15 protein-coding genes are annotated in these 15,797 nt (G+C 51.7%); 1 reads left to right on the forward strand and 14 read right to left on the reverse strand.

Going from position 1 to position 15,797, the window contains the following annotated elements; translation table 11 throughout:
* Window positions 1–917: 917 nt before the first annotated feature.
* From EYZ66_RS08980 to EYZ66_RS08990, 3 genes are all read right to left on the reverse strand, one after another.
* On the reverse strand, window positions 918–1,967 hold the full coding sequence (locus EYZ66_RS08980) for a toxin-antitoxin system YwqK family antitoxin (RefSeq protein WP_160195650.1): 1,050 nt from the start codon (window positions 1,965–1,967) through the stop codon (window positions 918–920).
* Window positions 1,968–2,028: 61 nt separating this feature from the next.
* Window positions 2,029–2,205 carry a hypothetical protein gene (locus tag EYZ66_RS08985; protein WP_009577386.1) on the reverse strand — a complete coding sequence of 59 codons (177 nt, stop codon included), beginning with the start codon at window positions 2,203–2,205 and terminating at the stop codon, window positions 2,029–2,031.
* Window positions 2,206–3,585: 1,380 nt separating this feature from the next.
* Entirely contained in the window at window positions 3,586–4,872 is a 1,287-nt protein-coding gene (locus EYZ66_RS08990; protein WP_009577002.1) for an amidohydrolase, read from the reverse strand.
* 109 nt (window positions 4,873–4,981) lie between these two features.
* Between EYZ66_RS08990 and EYZ66_RS08995 the strand changes: the two genes are divergently transcribed.
* Window positions 4,982–5,650 carry an SDR family oxidoreductase gene (locus EYZ66_RS08995; protein WP_040817588.1) on the forward strand — a complete coding sequence of 223 codons (669 nt, stop codon included), beginning with the start codon at window positions 4,982–4,984 and terminating at the stop codon, window positions 5,648–5,650.
* A 23-nt stretch (window positions 5,651–5,673) separates the two neighbouring features.
* On the opposite strand, the gene EYZ66_RS09000 is transcribed toward EYZ66_RS08995, so the two are convergent.
* The 11 genes from EYZ66_RS09000 to EYZ66_RS09050 form a co-directional block, all read right to left on the reverse strand.
* Window positions 5,674–6,462: a crotonase/enoyl-CoA hydratase family protein gene (locus EYZ66_RS09000; RefSeq protein WP_009577000.1), complete on the reverse strand. Its 789-nt coding sequence runs from the start codon at window positions 6,460–6,462 to the stop codon at window positions 5,674–5,676.
* A gap of 44 nt (window positions 6,463–6,506) precedes the next feature.
* Window positions 6,507–7,355, reverse strand: a complete 849-nt coding sequence (locus EYZ66_RS09005; protein WP_009576999.1) for a DUF3667 domain-containing protein — start codon at window positions 7,353–7,355, stop codon at window positions 6,507–6,509.
* A 14-nt stretch (window positions 7,356–7,369) separates the two neighbouring features.
* Entirely contained in the window at window positions 7,370–8,278 is a 909-nt protein-coding gene (locus EYZ66_RS09010) for a DUF302 domain-containing protein (RefSeq protein WP_040817585.1), read from the reverse strand.
* A gap of 161 nt (window positions 8,279–8,439) precedes the next feature.
* On the reverse strand, window positions 8,440–9,390 hold the full coding sequence (locus EYZ66_RS09015) for an alpha/beta hydrolase (protein ID WP_009576997.1): 951 nt from the start codon (window positions 9,388–9,390) through the stop codon (window positions 8,440–8,442).
* Window positions 9,391–9,406: 16 nt separating this feature from the next.
* Window positions 9,407–9,835: an MAPEG family protein gene (locus tag EYZ66_RS09020; RefSeq protein WP_009576996.1), complete on the reverse strand. Its 429-nt coding sequence runs from the start codon at window positions 9,833–9,835 to the stop codon at window positions 9,407–9,409.
* Window positions 9,836–9,925: 90 nt separating this feature from the next.
* Window positions 9,926–10,909, reverse strand: coding sequence for a BatD family protein (locus EYZ66_RS09025; protein WP_009576995.1), 984 nt, complete (start codon window positions 10,907–10,909; stop codon window positions 9,926–9,928).
* On the reverse strand, window positions 10,902–12,419 hold the full coding sequence (locus EYZ66_RS09030) for a vWA domain-containing protein (RefSeq protein ID WP_160195651.1): 1,518 nt from the start codon (window positions 12,417–12,419) through the stop codon (window positions 10,902–10,904). The genes EYZ66_RS09025 and EYZ66_RS09030 overlap by 8 nt, the downstream gene beginning before the upstream one ends.
* Window positions 12,416–13,390 carry a VWA domain-containing protein gene (locus tag EYZ66_RS09035; protein ID WP_083814316.1) on the reverse strand — a complete coding sequence of 325 codons (975 nt, stop codon included), beginning with the start codon at window positions 13,388–13,390 and terminating at the stop codon, window positions 12,416–12,418. The genes EYZ66_RS09030 and EYZ66_RS09035 overlap by 4 nt, the downstream gene beginning before the upstream one ends.
* Window positions 13,380–13,865 (reverse strand): DUF4381 domain-containing protein, encoded by a 486-nt coding sequence (locus EYZ66_RS09040; RefSeq protein ID WP_160195652.1) that lies wholly within the window; start codon window positions 13,863–13,865, stop codon window positions 13,380–13,382. The genes EYZ66_RS09035 and EYZ66_RS09040 overlap by 11 nt, the downstream gene beginning before the upstream one ends.
* A gap of 1 nt (window position 13,866) precedes the next feature.
* Complete coding sequence (locus EYZ66_RS09045; RefSeq protein WP_040815899.1) at window positions 13,867–14,817, reverse strand: DUF58 domain-containing protein; 951 nt, start codon at window positions 14,815–14,817, stop codon at window positions 13,867–13,869.
* Window positions 14,801–15,784, reverse strand: a complete 984-nt coding sequence (locus EYZ66_RS09050) for an AAA family ATPase (protein WP_235714621.1) — start codon at window positions 15,782–15,784, stop codon at window positions 14,801–14,803. The genes EYZ66_RS09045 and EYZ66_RS09050 overlap by 17 nt, the downstream gene beginning before the upstream one ends.
* Window positions 15,785–15,797 lie beyond the last annotated feature (13 nt).

Raw genomic sequence — 15,797 nt, forward strand, 5'->3', positions numbered from 1 at the left:
ACGGCATTAAATGGTGCGGGGTCTATCAGTGTTCTTCCATGCTGTGCGTTGATTGATTTAGCCCATCTTCTTAAGCTTTCATTTGCCCAAGACTTCGACAGCCAAAAGAATAGATGAACAGAAATTTTGTCGGTGAACTTCAGCCCTGAGGATGCCCATAAATGCCAGATGTACGATGCTTTGTGAAACTCCTCCGGTAGTTGCGAAACTGCATATTCAACACACGCTTGCGGCTCCTCTATTAGATCGTAAGCTGGGGGTAGGGGTAATTTATCAATGTCGAGCATCAGCCATCGGCATGTCGCATCCTCAATAGCTTCCTCATTGGGGTCAGAGTTGCCTTTTCTAAGTCTGCGGCGAATTGGCTTATCTGGGTCAAGATCCGCCCGAGGTAGGCATCGTATAAGACAGCTGGTCTTTAGGGGGAGGTGCGTCGCGATGAGGTTATACAAATCCTCTAAACCGCGAAGATCTAGGGTCTCGAATTCAACATAGGTAGGTAGCCGCGCCTCATTGAAATTGACCTTATTCTAAGGGCTTCTGTGGGCAACTTTACACAGCGCCACGGAGAGGGATTTTAGAATCGTTACTTTTCAGTGGCGCCTCGCTCCATGCTGCAATCTCTTTCCGCTCAGCCATTCAATGACCTTAGACTATGCATCGAAATTGTGGAACCCTAGAGTTGCTCTTTCTTGGAAAAGCAGATGCGTTACCAATGGGATAAACAGCTAGATGTAACTGGGCTGGCGAGGGTTGCTACAGATATCGCTGAGTAAGAATGATATTCAGAACGGCAAAGGCTCGTGGCTTGTAAACAGAATTGACCCCAGTAAAACGATTGAGCTAAAGCAGGACAATGGCTATCGTAATGCTATGAAGAGACCGGGGTCTTAGTGGGCCGACCGGCATAGAGTCTGTTACTTGGGTTGCATGACACCGTTGACGAAGTTGTTTTCATACTTCAACGCCCCGTTTTCGTCCCATCCTCTCGAAAGACCTTCTAGTTTGCCGTTGACGAAGTTTTCTTCAAATCTCAGCTGACCGTTTTCGTCCCATCTTCTCGAAAGACCTTCTAGTTTGCCGTTGACGAAGTTGTCTTCAGATCTCAGCTGACCGTTCTCGTGCCAACCACGCGCAAGACCTTCTTCTTGACCGTTGACGAGGTTGTGTTCAGATTTCAGCTGACCGTTCCAGTACCATACTCTCGAAAGACCTTCTAGTTTGCCGTTGACGAAGTTGTCTTCAGATCTCAGCTGACCGTTCTCGTGCCAACCACGCGCAAGACCTTCTTCTTGACCGTTGACGAGGTTGTGTTCAGATTTCAGCTGACCGTTCCAGTACCATACTCTCGAAAGACCTTCTGCTTTACCATTGACGACGTTGTTTTCATAAAACAGCTGACCGTTCTCGAGCCAACCACGTTGAAGACCTTCTCCTTGACCGTTGACGAAGTTTCCTTCGTGGTGCAGCTGACCGTTCTCATGCCAACCACGCATAAGACCTTCTGGTTTACCGTTGACGTAGTTTGCTTCAATTCTCCCTACAAAAAATTCCTCCTGATAACCGATCACTAATGTTCTACCGGTCGCATTACCGTTGAATGCGGTCAAAGTTTCAACATCTATAACAGTAAGCCCATCAGTCGCGTCGTGAATTTCGAGGAGATACTTACCAGTGTCAGTGAAATATTCTTTACCAATAGTTGCAATGTTCCGCACCCTCGAATATGCCTGTTCTCTGCGATTTGTTTCTGCAAGATAGTTGTCAGTGTTCATGACGAACGGTTCGCATGTTCCCCACCTGTGATACCGCTTAATCTCGTCGTCCTCCCCAAGATATGAATCCTGTTGAAGTCTTTCTCTCGCAGTGTTGATGATTCTCAGTCGTTGAAGTGCTTGTTCATCGGTAGTCGCCCTGAGTTCCGCACACGCCGCCTGAGCAATGCTGAGCCTACCTGACTCAGGCATACCACACGCTACGAGAACTAGGGTAAAAATTATTGGGATTAGATTTCTCATGTCGTTGCTCTCAATGACTCACCTCAGCCCCATTCTCAAGCAATATTACTTGCGTAGCCCCGTTAGCACAAGGCTCTAAATGCTGGTACCAGTCTGTCGGGCGGGTCTCAGGCAACGCGTCTAGCGCCTCAAGGGCTTCCCAAAGGTCCTCGACGGAGACTTGGGTTGTTTGTTTGTCATCGGCCATGAGCATCTTCAAGTAAAGCTATCGCTTTAAGCCTACCGCGAATCCGCTGTGCAGACGAGGTCTCTGGTTTGGCGTAGGATGGTCAATAATAGTTAGCTTAGATCTCAATGGAGCTTTGGCGAAGAGTGAGAATGACTGGGCGATAGGTACCAAGAAATTAGTCAAGATGAAGATGATAGTTACCCTCGCGAGGAGGCCCATGGTCGCACAATGATCCTCAGTCTGTTGTTCAGACTCATCTTGACTGTTAGCTGCTGGGATAATTAACACCATCGCGAGGGTTAACACTCATCCCCTCTAAGGGAGAAAAACCATCGGCAAACACCCAGGACTCGACGGCGTCAGGCCCAGTAAGGGCAACCTCAATGTAATCGCCGGCGTTAATTTGACAGCTGGTCTGCCTACAGATTTGTGGTTCATACGCAATCGAGGAGAGCGTAAACAGAAACAGGGGAAGGGTCCGTAAGATTTTCATAAGTCGACGGGGCGCTAGGGTTTAGATATTTTGAATGAGTGCCTCGCGTCTCCGAAAGGCGACATCTCTACGCTAAGTAAACTGTTTCAGGATAACAAGTTCACCCATCTGCGAGATTTTAACTGCATGCACTGCACCAGTGCAAAACTAGAACAGAGACAGCAAAAGTAAACACCGCAACACGATCTAACTTTGATGTATCTACCTAGCACCCACTTGTGACTGAACATGTGTGTAGCTCCCCCGGTGGTTTAAATTGGCTCCTGCTGTGTCTGGCGGGGAACTGTTGCAACAGCGACAACGGTTTCCCGACCGACCCTCTAAAATTGGACAACAATTTGGACAACAAATGTGGATTTTGATACGGTATGCCTTGAAACTATTGCTATATATGGCTTTTACAAAGGGGTTAAAGACGCCACGTTACCGGCCTCCGGTACCAAAAAAGAAATCCAAATCCCCAGCATCTCGAGTACCTCATAGCGTCCCCGACATTCGAGCCGGACGAGAACCGGAGGTTCGACATTTTGCGACCATAGGAGCAAAGTGGGCGCAGGAGCGCAGCGACGGCGGTTGCGCAGCAACTAAAAGCGGCGGAGGCAACGCCGCTTTTATCAATCCGGCCTCCGGTACCAAAAAAGAAATCCAAATCCCTAGCAGCTCGAGCACCTCCTAGCGTCCCCGACATTCGAGCCGGACGAGAACCGGAGGTTCGACATTTTGCGACCATAGGAGCAAAGTGGGCGCGGTATCCCACGTCGACATAGCTGTCATCAAACGAGTACAGTCGTGGCACGCAGGTGTTTTAACCTGTCGTAGCAGAAGGCGCTTAGTGCCAGTGGTTACAGAGCATACGCACTAGAAAATTCCGCTCAGCTCGCCAGACTTTAACGCTGGATCATCCGCTAATTCTGCAGCAAATCCAGCGCCATCGCCGTCATGGCTTTAACCCCGGTATCGATCGATTTTGCAGGGTCTGGCGCAAAAAATGGCGAATGAAGCGACGGCAGGTTCGTCTCGCCACGCTGAAAAGCCTCCCATTTTGCATCGGGCACAACGCCCAAACGGATCATAAAGCTGGGAATTTTTTCGTCGGTACGTCCATAGCGAGCAAAATCCTCACCCCCCATCTCTTTCGTCACTTCAATCACGTTAGCAGCGCCAATAACAGATTTCATGACCGCAACGCTGCGCGCCACTAACTCTGGGTCATTCCATAGCGCCGGCGTATACTCATCTTTCACTTCTACCACGGGTAGCAAGTCTTCCGGAAAACCCATTGCCTCTGCATTTTTGATTGCAATGCGACGAATCCCCTTAAGCAAGGTTTCTCTTGTCGCATCTGAATAAGAACGAACGGTTAGCTGTAAAGTTGCCGAATCGGGAATAATGTTGTGTTTCGTTCCCGCGTGAATCGAACCGACCGTAACCACACCCGGCTCTACTGGATGAATCTCGCGTGAGACGAGTGTCTGCAGATCCATAATGATCGACGCCGCCAACACAATCGGGTCTTTGGCGTTATGTGGGTAGGCCCCATGTCCGCCAACACCCTTCAACTGAATGTCGACCGAGTCGACGTTTGCCATCATCCAGCCCGGCACGTAGCCAATTTGGCCCGCAGGCAAGGTAGCCAATGTGTGCAGAGACAAATTGTAATCTGGTGTCGCGAAGCGCTCGAACAGACCATCATTTAACATGGCTTTGGCCCCCGCCCCACGCTCCTCGGCAGGCTGCGCTATCACCATCAAAGTCCCCTGCCATGCCTCTTTTTGCATCGCCAAGTTGAGGGCTGTTTCGGTCCCCACGGTCATATGCACATCGTGACCACAAGCGTGCATCACGTGTACCTCCTGCCCCGTCATCTCGATGGCTTTTGCTCGACTCGCGTAGGGCAACCCGGTTTGCTCTTGCACCGGCAAAGCATCGGTATCCATACGAATCATTAATGTCGGGCCCTCTCCATTTTCTAGGAGACCGACCACGCCGTGCCCCCCCACCTGCTCGGTTACCTCAAAGCCCGCCTGTCGCCAGGTGCGTGCGAGCAGCGCCGATGTTTTCTCTTCTTGAAAAGACAGCTCGGGGTTTGCGTGGAGATACTCGTAAAAGCCCAGACGATCAAAATCTTGCGCGCTGGTAACGCTCGACGCCAACAAAACGGTGGTGATGGTTGCAATACGGACTAAAGACATCAGAATAAGCCTCACATGTTTTAATGAAGTCTAACAAAGCCGTTCCAAGTAGCAATGCTATTTGTTTCACGCTGCAGCCAAAGACTTCATGTTGACCAAGGAGCACATCATGAGTCAGTTTAGCGGCAAATCTGTCTGGGTTACCTCTGCAGATCGTTACATGGGTCCGTCCATTGCTGACGAATTCGAACGTCTCGGTGCGATCGTAACACGCGACATGCATGTCTTATATGACGATCATTATTTGCGGGAGACTCTTGCGGAGATACCCGATATTGTCATCGCGAACTTGGCCGAGCCACCTCGTAAAGACGCGCTAGAAGCCATTCAAGACGACGATTGGAACCTGTTGTTTGATCACCTTGTTCACCCATTAATGCGGATTGTGCGCCATGTCAGCGGCCCCATGAAAGCGAGAGGACACGGCAAGATTGTGGCGATTACGTCGGCGGCGCCCTTGCGAGGCATCCCTTTTGCCTCCGGCTACTGTGCCGCGCGCGGCGCACAAAACGCCTTTATCAAAGGCGCGGGCTTGGAACTGGCTAAGTTTGGGGTGCAAGCTAACGCCATTGGGCAAAACTATATCGAAAACGATACCTACTACCCGCCGGAACTGATGCAGGATCCACGCTTCATCAGCAACTTGTCTTCTCAAGTCCCAACTAAAAAAGTCGGTAGGGGTCTGGAGACGGCCAAACTAGCCGCCTATTTAGCGGACCCCGATGTGGAGCACGTGGTGGGACAAATTATACCCCTTGCAGGCGGCTGGACGACCTAGTCCTGCGCCGCAATCCATGGGGGTTATTTGCCTTGAAACTTCGCCTGGCGGCGTTCAATGAAGCTTTGCACGCCCTCGATGGAGTCTTGGCTTTGCATCAACTTTGCTTGCACAGGGTCCAGCGCATCAATGCAGGCCTGAACGCCCTCATTAAGAAAACGGCGCGCGCTGGCTTTGGTTGCCTGAACAGCTAAAGGTGCCTGCGTTGTCGCAATGTGCTGTGCCAACTCCAGCGCGCGTTCAAACTCCTGCCCGAAGGGCACAACCTCTTGTACCAGACCAATTCTGAGTGCCTCGGCCGCATCGAACACATCACTAGTGAGCAAGTGGTACATCGCATTACCCCACCCGGCGCGCTCCACAAAACGGAACGTCGCGCCACCCGTTGCATGAATGCCACGTGCAGGTTCAAGCTGAGAAAATCGAGCATTGTCGGCAGCAATAACAATATCGCCAGCTAAGGCCAGTTCAATACCGAAGGTATAGGTAATACCTTTGACCGCGGTGATTACCGGCTTTTTGCATGCACGACCCAATGCGACAGGGTCACATCCCTCTCGCGGGCGACTCACACCAGTGGAGTCTTCCATCGCGTTCGTCCACTTAGGTAAATCCAACCCCGCCGTAAAATGGTCGCCATGGGCATGAATCAAGCCCACCCAAAGACTGTCGTCTTCATCAAGCCGGGTAAACGCCTCGACCAATTGCTTTGCCATCGTAGGCGTATAACCATTGTATTTCTCTGGTCGATTTAGGCCAATTAAAAAGACATTACCGCGCACTTCCGTGCTGATTGAACCTTCGCTACTCATGCTTATCCTTGTCGTTATGATGAACGTGTTATTTGCGTTGAACGTTAAATGATAGAGGCAATACCCGTCGTGACCAAAACCGAGATCAATAACAATCCATAGACTATCATCAAAGACCCAAATTTAAACCACGACAAGGCCCGAGATTGCTGGTAGTACACCCTCAGACTTGTGACGCAATAAAACAGTCCGTAAGGTACCAACGCGAGCTCGAGAGGACCGTGCAATACAACAGGTAGGACCCACTCAAAGCTAACAACTATCGAGCCTACCAAGAACATCGCGCTGTGGTTCGACACCTGCAAGATTAAATGTTCCATAAAATAGCGCTTTGGTCGCCAGTACCATAGCATCATGGTCGCAGCGAACAGGGGCATGAGTACGAACATGCCTTTGGGCACATTGGCAATGAAGCGCTGGGATAATGACTGGCCATTGTCGTTAAGCGCTTGCTCGCAGGCCCCCTGTATTTTGGGCAGCAAATAATCTTTAGCTGGACCGCTGTACTGCACGTCACACGGTTTCCGTTGCTCGGTCACAGCGTCAGCAGCCTCCTCTGCCCTAACTTCAATGAGGGGCGTATCGACGTTAGCATCACCCATACGCGCGTCGATAGAGAGCAGTAGAAAAAACCCTATGGTAATGAGCAAATACAACCGCAAAGGAGGTAAGAACTGGGCACGCTGGCCGGCGAAATAGCGCTTGGGTAATTCGCCGGGGCGAACCAACAGCAGCCAGAGCGTGCGCCAAAGGCGCGAGTCCGCGTGAGTGAAGGCTTCGGTAAATTCACCCAAAAAATCCAGCACCGGAGGTATTTTCGGATTGTGCTTTTGACCACACTGAGCACAGTAGGGGCCGGACAGTTGCGCCTTACAATTTTGGCATTGTGTCACGTACCCTCCAGCAACTACTCTCCGTTAACGGCGGCTGTTAACGCGCCTTGAATGGCTTTAGGACTTGGCATCAAAGTCATAAAGCTGTGTTTACCCATCATGCTCAAGTCTGGGAAGTGCACCGCCATTCTAAAGCGCATGTGCAGGGCAAGGACGTCGCCGTCAACAACCAACACCTGATAGGGTAAGTATGCCGAAGATTTGTGCTCTTTAAAATCGACAATACTCATTTGATAGGCGTCGTCGTAATACTTGCTGTCGTCATCACCTTTGCCTGTCATTGACACACCAAAAAGGGAAGTATCGGCGCGATTTAAAGTCAATTCATACAACGACGAAACGCCAGTAGAATTATGCGCAAACCCAGCTCTTACTGCATCCAAGGCCTCTTGTTGCGAGCTGAATGTGCCCAGCACATAGGGATCATCAAAGTATTCCATGCCGAAGGTGTAGTGGTACTTGCGCAGCTTTTTCTCGGTCAGACCTTTATTAGAGCCATACGCTTCGCCCTCGCCTAGCGCAGCAGCAAGCGCTTGAGTATAGGCGTCCATATCTGACTCAATACGATACGCCATCCCCAGATACTCTGGACTGAGATAGCTTACCTGTACACCATCCTCAACTTGGTTAACGCCCACTCGCAGGGTGGACGCAAAACCGCTGAGCTTACTTTCGTTGGAAAGCGCTTTTAAGTCATTCGAGGATACCACCAGCGCCGAGGCGCCATCGTAAGGTCGGTAATCAGTCAGCACCTCAAAGCCAGAGCTTTCGAGCTTTGATTTCACCTCGCTAACGACGTCCTCAAAAGCGGCATCAGAGGTATAGGCAAGCACAAAGGGCTTGTATCGATCTGCGGCTTGACTGACCGCGGAAGAAATCAAAAGAAGACAGAGAAGAACATGTCGCAGGTGTGCGTAAGTCATAAGAATACCCTAAATATTATTATTTTCGAATATGCTCAGATTAGCACGCTCGCCTGCGAATGCAAATAAAACCCAGACTACGGCTGCATCCCAAGAGTATCGTGAGGGCAATAGGGGCTGTCTGTTATCACGACTCCGGCAAGGCAGCCCCAAGCATTGACCTACAATTGCAGTAAAGCTCGCAAACTTCTCTGAATATCCGTCGATGCCTGCTCAGCAAGTGGCCCCGCGAGCAGCATTTCAAACGCATGAATAGCGCCAGGATAGACATGTAACTCAGTAGGCACACCCGCGCACATTAAGCGCTTGGCGTAGTCGAGATCTTCCTCCATGAATAAATCCAAGGCCCCTGTGTACATGAAGGTGGTGGGCAACCCCGATAAATCTGCAGCTCGTGCAGGCGCCGCGTAAGGCGACACACTCTCGCCGCCAGGTTCTTGCCCAAGCAAGGCACCCCACCCAAAACGATTGGAGGCGCGTGTCCAGATAAATTCACCAACAGGAGGCGCAGGTTCCACACTGGAGGCTGTTCGGTCATCCAGCATCGGATAAATCAGATATTGCCCGAGGAGTGAGCGATCGCCGCGGTCTCGCAACAGCAAGCTCAGCGCCGCAGCTAGACCGCCACCTGCGCTTTCTCCCATTGAAACAATACGTGATGTATCGAATCCAAGAGTTTTAGCATTTGCGACCGTCCACTGATAACCCGCGTAGCAGTCCTCCACTGGAATGGGATGCGGATATTCGGGTGCCAAACGATAATCGACGCTTACTACAGCAACACCCAACTTATCGGCCAAGAGCTTATTCCGCACCTCCATCATTTCGGGAGTACCCATTACCATGCCGCCGCCATGAATGTGATAAATCACGGGTAATGCTTCAGCGGAGCGATTTTCAGGTTGATAAATGACCAACTTCAACTCGTGACCATCCTCTAAGGTGGTAAATACCGCCTTAGAAGTGACCGGCAAATCTTGAACGTATTCAAGCCCTATGGGTTGTGAACGCTGATCCCTCATGGCTTGCAGCGTTTCGGCATTCATCTCAAACGCCATTTCCGGAGAGGTCATAGGTTCGAGTGAAGGATGAACTAAGTGTTTAAACGACATAAGGACCTCTTACTGATCACACAGTAGCCATCACAGCATGAAGGCTCAAAGCGATCAAGCACAGGCTAGATAATAAAAAGAGTAAAAATCGAACGGGTACGGTATTGATGGTGGCCTGCCATAGACTGTGGGCAATACGCAAAACGGTATACGCCCATGCTAGCTGCGCGTTCAAACCATCGCCAAAACCAGCTAAGGCTAAAATCATAACCACGGCATAAAATAAGGTGGGTTGCTCCATTAAATGATTGTAGTTATGCGATTTCCACATCACCTCAGGCGGCAACACAGCCTCCAGATCGACACCACGGGCACCTTTTTTTGCGGTTTTCAGATCAACACCAGCCGCTTTAAACGATCCGATGCGAGTGACTAACAGCCACCCCCACATAACCATAGACCAAGCGATAAGTACCGCCGCAGGCGCAAGAATTGGAGACGACATAAGAGTTCCTTAGTTATTATTGGAAGGCTCTCAAGAGTGCCTGAGTCGCCCCGAAAATACCAGTCCCCAGCCGTGGCATCAGGCGCGACGTTAGGGATTTAATCGCTCCGGTAAAACGGGACTTCTGAGCCGCTTGCAGGCGCTGAGCATGGGCTTCCAGTAGTTCACCACAGCCCAAGCGAGCACCAAACCCGGCAAGATACCCCACAGCCAAAACGTCATCACCTTGCTACCTGAGGCGTCATCCACCACATCTGAAGCGTTCACTTGGATTTCGTAGGGCTTGGAACGCAAGGTTTGAAACTGATGTAAGTCCGTATTCCACCAGTCAAAGGAATAACTCGGAATCATTTGCCTACCACTCTCAAGCAATGTGTACCGCAGCGTCACGACCTGCGTCGAACTGACCACACCGCGTGTGTAGTCAACGGAACTGTCAACAGGAAGCCGATCCACTTTATATGCCCTAGAGGGCATAACATCAACGTCGGGAAAGCTCACCGGCAACGCACCCCGCGCCCTGATCGTTAAGATCTGCTCGATGATCTGCCCAGGGTAAAGCTCCGTCGGCAAATCCAAAAACGATGAAATTTGAGCTTCATCCGCCACTAGGAAGTCCTTTGGTTGAGGGTCTACCTGCGGGTATTGAATCGATAAAGACAGCCCCCGTGCTGCGGCTTCCAGGTCGCTTTTCGTCCCATCGATTAGCACTGGCGCTGTCACCTGCACCTCTGGTAATTGAAACCGCCCAACTTTTTGGAGCCACACAGCATAGCTGGTTACCAGAGTGGGAACTCGTCGACCATCACGCAAGACAAAACCGTTATAGCTGGTTCGCGACTGCTCTAACCAGACGCCAAACTCGAGCTCTGGTAGAACGAATGTAGCGGCACCAACGATCGGCGATTCGCTACGCAAGCTAAGCTCAACCGTCACAATCTGGCCCGACACTAGGGGATACTCATCGACAACGCGCATCTCCAGCTGAGCCCCGCCCCCTAAGGCATTCGAACTGACAACCAGCAGAATGCCTAAAAATACCCAAGAGACACCAGGACGAATCCCGCTAGTCATTGGCTGTATCCTCGCCCTGTTGCTCTAACCACTCCTGGCGAAAGCGGTTCGCCAAAAATCGCTGCGGACTGGATTCGACTCTGGCGCGCCAGCGCTTGAGTGCTTCAGGGTCTGACAATAAACGATCGGCTTCGATTGTCTCCAGCATAACGAGCTCTTGATCACTCATACTTGCCTCCTCATCCTGCGCCTGCTCAGTCTCAAAGGTCACAACATCCCCCATATCGGCTTGCTGCGATTCGCCCTGCTCGGCGGCGAGTTCGAGTAGCGATTGAATTTGCTGGATGTTGTGCAAAACCCCTGGATGATCGGACTCCAACCGCAAAGCCTCATCATAGGCCAAAAGAGCCTGTCGATAATCTCGACTGTGTGCCCAGGCATTGCCTTCCAAAAACTTGGCTTCAAAAGTATCCACGGCTTGCAGTTCAGTCGCCGCCTGCCTAAAGCGACTCATCCTATACAGGGCCAGTCCTCGCCCCAATGAAGACTCAAATCGTTGCGATGCGGCGAGATTTTCACCCCATCGCAGCAACCAATAACCTTGCTGGTCGCGCGTTAACCACATGTCGAGTAGTAGGCTCAGAGGTGGCGGTATTTCCTCTTCGTCTACTGCCTGCTTCGTCCCAACCTGGTCAGGCGCGGCCTCGACCCTCGGTGCAGGTAAAGCGACCCAAACCAAAACCAGACTGGCCACAACGGCTTTGTGCCACTGATCTCGGTAGACAAAAAATGCCAAGAGCAATGCGACAAGGGCAAACCAATGCCCAATGGCCTGCCCCTGGTCTTTGGCAAACCCCAAGTGCAAGCGCTCCAAACGCCGCAAAGTGGAATCAACGCTACCCGGATTCGACCAGTCCATTGTGACGAGGGGGTGTTCGAGCGCTCCCCACTGATTAATCTGCTGCTTGAGGGTACTTAAGCCCCCAGAAGACGTCACCAAAACAACCGGCGTAAAGTCACCGCCTATCCGTATCTCGCCCAATGCTCGTGCCAAAGGCGCAAGCTGTAAACCCTGCAAGGGCATTAACGTACTGTCCAAACTGTACACGTAGCGTCTTAACAGATTGTCGTCATCGGTAGGAGGTAAGACCCAGTGGGCACTTCCCGCGAACGCCAATATACCAACCACGGCGGCACTTTTTTGTTGTATCAACGCGTCTAACTGCGCATGCAAGGTTTGCAACGCCTGCTGACCTCCTGCAAGGTCGCCACTGAGATCAATCGCGATGAGCCAAGTGCTATCAGTAAAGCGCTTATCTCCCTCAGCAGCGGGCAGCAGGGGGTCTGCAACGGCAAATACAACGCTCAGCAGGAGCGTCATTACAGTCATTCGAATCCAACGCCCACCACCCAAAGGCGAGCGACGAACGAGCACATCGGCCAACACTTTAGGCAACGCATTGGCAGGATTCGATCCCGCAACGGCGCGTAAATGCCACCACAACAAGAGAATCGGCCCAATGCCAATAAGCGCCCAAGGTCGCACAAACCAGAGTTCAAGCGTATTCATCGCCCCTCCCCTACCTGAGAACGTGTGGCCCAAAACGCTGCGAATACGAAAAGCAAAAAACTGGCCACCCAAGCAATCCAGCCCAAGGGTATGCGTTTAACGCGCTCGCTTACTCGCTCTTGCTTAGGCTCTAGACCCTCCAAGGTCTGCCACATCGCATCGAAATCAATGACCTGGGCAATACGAAAAAACGCTCCACCTGTGCGCTCAGCCAAACGCCGTAACAAAGCTTCATCAATGGGTTCGCGGTCTGTACTCACGTCTGCGCCTACTGCGGCGACGTAGAGTTTCACATCCAGAGCTTTCGCTAAACGTGCGGCTTCAACGGGAGGTAAATCACTGCCGGTGTCGTTGCCATCTGTGATCAACACCACAATAGCTCGCTCAGAGTCAACATCTGCCAGAAGTGACACAGCATACCCAACACCATCACCCAGTCGGGTACTGTCACCAGCAAAGCCGGTCTCAAGCTGAGAGACCATATAGCGTACGGTATCTCCATAGGCTGTCAGATCGCTCATCACAAACGATTGTTCCCCAAAGGCAATCAATCCAATTCTATTGCCCTCTGATGCATCCAGTAATGACATCACGCCTTGCTTCACGGCGTCTAACCGCGATAAGGCCATTGCCTGGCCAGACTGGCCTTCGATGTCCGCTATTTCCATGGACTGAGAAGTATCCAACACCAGCATGATGTCGCGTCCAGCCAAACCTTTAAACTGTTCCTTTACGGTATAGACAGGGTTGGCCAGGCCCACGATTAACAAGGCCAACCCCAACCATACCTGGGCATAAAACCAAGCGGACAGTTTGCGCACAGCCTTTATGTTGGGCAAATTCTGAATCGCCCGGTCGGTGGCTGGAAACCACAGCGTGTCGTGCACCTTGCTCCACGCGGGTAAGAGAGACAACACGGGTATCAACACCAGCGCCAGTAACCACCATGGATGGCTAAATTCAACCATCATCACGCCCCAGACCGTGCATTTTTAGCCACAATGCAATCGCCTCAAGATAAGCCTGAAGTTCCGCTTCGCTCAACGCTTGGTCGCAATACAGAGCGCGATGCAAGGATGACTGCAACTCTTTTGAAAACACAGGCGTAGCTACCGCAGCATTGAGCAAATCGAACCAATCAGTGTCTGCCAATTTCGCCGTCATTGGGCGACCATACACATAGACTGATACGATTTTGAGGAGCTCATGGGCTGCCGATAGTCGCGTTTCGATGGGCTGTCTTGCAATGCCGTCCAAGCGTCGCAACGCCTCACGTCGATATCGATTACGCCACCAACGTTTTAGGTGGGTTCGAAGTTTGGCCAAACTCCAAATCACCGCGGCAGCTAACAGACCATACCAGCCCCAACTTTGCGGCCAGTGACTAATGGTGAGAATGATCTCTGGTTCATTAAATGGCGCCAACGCGCTGTTAGGCTGGAACATGCTAGGCCTCGAAGCGCCCGAAGCCGCGATGCGAGTGATACTGAAGCCGAATATCGTGGCAGTTATCTGCTTGATACACCACGACACCCATACTCTTAATCTCTCTGATCAGAGCTTGTATATCACTCATTAAGCGCTGGCCTGCAACAGCTAAATCAGCGTGAGTCCGCAGACTTGTCTGTAAACAGTGCCCAGCGCGTCCGAGCATATCAAGTCCTTTCATACGACCGATGTCGGTATCCAAAGGATCGTCAACGAGTACCAAGTTAACGTCGTGCAGACGCCCCAGCATTGCGAGCGCTTTTGCCGAGGATGAATACCATTGAGTTGATGAGCTAAACCAATAAATGTCCTGCCTTTGAGTCTGACGAGCTAACTCATCAATCACCACTTTCTCGTCATCTCTGGGCGAACCCTGCCCAAAGGCCCGAAGCGCTTGGTTATGATCTGCAAGAACACGAAAACAGGCGCTCAGTTCTGCGGTATTGGTGGCGATTCCCGCTAACTCTAAGCCCTGCTCCGTCTGTAACAACAAACGAATGGTATATCCCAGGGCAAGGTGATCCCAACAACACACAGCCGCCAATTCCGCCGCCACCAATGCCTTGGTGAATACCCTTGAGCCAAACAGTAAGTTACTCGTCTGATCAACAATGCAGGTCAGGATCTTGTGCTGATCAGACTCAAACACTCGCACCCAAGGCGTACCCGTTCGCGCTGTGGCTCGCCAATCGATGTGACGGGTATCATCACCAGGTTGATAAGCCTTGAGCTCGGCAAATTCAACACCTCGCCCCAAGCTCTGACTCCGGCTTATACCCGCTTGCGGTCTAGCAGATTGAACGGCCCTGCACCCCGCGGCATGCAAACCTGCGGTGTGCAGATTGATTAAGCGACGGTAAGAGGTATAGACGCGGGGCTCAATTAGGTCTGAATCAGCGTGCGACAACATGCTCGCTCAAGGCCTCGATCAGGTCTCGGGTGGTCACAGAGTTCGCCAAGGCTTCGTAGCTTAAACTTAGACGATGGGATAAACACGGTGCCAGATATTCTTTGACGTCTTCGGGCACCACGTAGTCACGCCCCTTTAACCAAGCGCTGGCTCTAGCCACACGATGCAAAGAGAGTATCGCTCGAGCACCGACACCATGCCTTAACCACGCGGCCAACTGCTCAGAATATTGCTCGGGATGCCGAGTCGCCTGAACCACATCAACGATGTATTGCTCGATCGCATCTGACACTCTGACTTGGCTGATTTGCTCACGCGCCTTGGTCACTTGATCCAGGTCAACCAGAGCTTCGCGGGATAGTCCGCGTTGCTCTTCGGCCTGTTGTAGCTTCAAGATGCTCAAGTCTGCTTCCCGCGAGGGGTAATCCACCGTTAGCTTCATTAAAAATCTATCAAGTTGTGCCTCAGGCAGAGGATAAGTCCCCTCTTGATCCAAGCTATTTTGTGTTGCCATCACCAAAAATGGTTGCGGCAGGGCGTAGGTGTGCGTCCCAACCGTGACCTGTTTTTCTTCCATTGCCTCGAGCAGAGCAGATTGAACGCGCGCAGGCGCGCGATTGATTTCATCCGCTAGGATCAAATGGTTAAATAAGGGGCCTTGCTGAAACACGAGTTCGCGATTTGCAGTGTAGACATCCGACCCCGTAAGGTCCGCGGGTAGCAGATCTGGGGTGAACTGTATACGCCCAAAGCCAGCTGCTAGATGTCGCGCCATGGTTTTTACTGCGCGCGTTTTACCGGTTCCCGGCGGCCCTTCAACTAATACATGTCCGTCGCACAACAACGCCAACACGAGTCCGCGTATAACCTCACTCTGCCCTACGACCTCCGTCGAAAGTCGCTCGATAAGATCGCAAAAGGCGGATGCAATATCCGCCTGTGCTGTTGCTGCCATCGGATCCGTCATAGTCAGCCCGTGT

Source organism: Aequoribacter fuscus (genome assembly GCF_009910365.1).
In the GTDB taxonomy this organism is placed as follows: Bacteria; Pseudomonadota; Gammaproteobacteria; order Pseudomonadales; family Halieaceae; genus Aequoribacter; species Aequoribacter fuscus.

Excerpts from the sequence above, each read along its gene's own strand:
- EYZ66_RS08980 (WP_160195650.1), bottom strand. The coding sequence starts at position 1,967 with ATGCCTGAGTCAGGTAGGCTCAGCATTGCTCAGGCGGCGTGTGCGGAA.
- EYZ66_RS08985 (WP_009577386.1), bottom strand. The coding sequence starts at position 2,205 with ATGGCCGATGACAAACAAACAACCCAAGTCTCCGTCGAGGACCTTTGG.
- EYZ66_RS08990 (WP_009577002.1), bottom strand. The coding sequence starts at position 4,872 with ATGTCTTTAGTCCGTATTGCAACCATCACCACCGTTTTGTTGGCGTCG.
- EYZ66_RS08995 (WP_040817588.1), top strand. The coding sequence starts at position 4,982 with ATGAGTCAGTTTAGCGGCAAATCTGTCTGGGTTACCTCTGCAGATCGT.
- EYZ66_RS09000 (WP_009577000.1), bottom strand. The coding sequence starts at position 6,462 with ATGAGTAGCGAAGGTTCAATCAGCACGGAAGTGCGCGGTAATGTCTTT.
- EYZ66_RS09010 (WP_040817585.1), bottom strand. The coding sequence starts at position 8,278 with ATGACTTACGCACACCTGCGACATGTTCTTCTCTGTCTTCTTTTGATT.
- EYZ66_RS09015 (WP_009576997.1), bottom strand. The coding sequence starts at position 9,390 with ATGTCGTTTAAACACTTAGTTCATCCTTCACTCGAACCTATGACCTCT.
- EYZ66_RS09020 (WP_009576996.1), bottom strand. The coding sequence starts at position 9,835 with ATGTCGTCTCCAATTCTTGCGCCTGCGGCGGTACTTATCGCTTGGTCT.
- EYZ66_RS09025 (WP_009576995.1), bottom strand. The coding sequence starts at position 10,909 with ATGACTAGCGGGATTCGTCCTGGTGTCTCTTGGGTATTTTTAGGCATT.
- EYZ66_RS09030 (WP_160195651.1), bottom strand. The coding sequence starts at position 12,419 with ATGAATACGCTTGAACTCTGGTTTGTGCGACCTTGGGCGCTTATTGGC.
- EYZ66_RS09035 (WP_083814316.1), bottom strand. The coding sequence starts at position 13,390 with ATGATGGTTGAATTTAGCCATCCATGGTGGTTACTGGCGCTGGTGTTG.
- EYZ66_RS09040 (WP_160195652.1), bottom strand. The coding sequence starts at position 13,865 with ATGTTCCAGCCTAACAGCGCGTTGGCGCCATTTAATGAACCAGAGATC.
- EYZ66_RS09045 (WP_040815899.1), bottom strand. The coding sequence starts at position 14,817 with ATGTTGTCGCACGCTGATTCAGACCTAATTGAGCCCCGCGTCTATACC.
- EYZ66_RS09050 (WP_235714621.1), bottom strand. The coding sequence starts at position 15,784 with ATGACGGATCCGATGGCAGCAACAGCACAGGCGGATATTGCATCCGCC.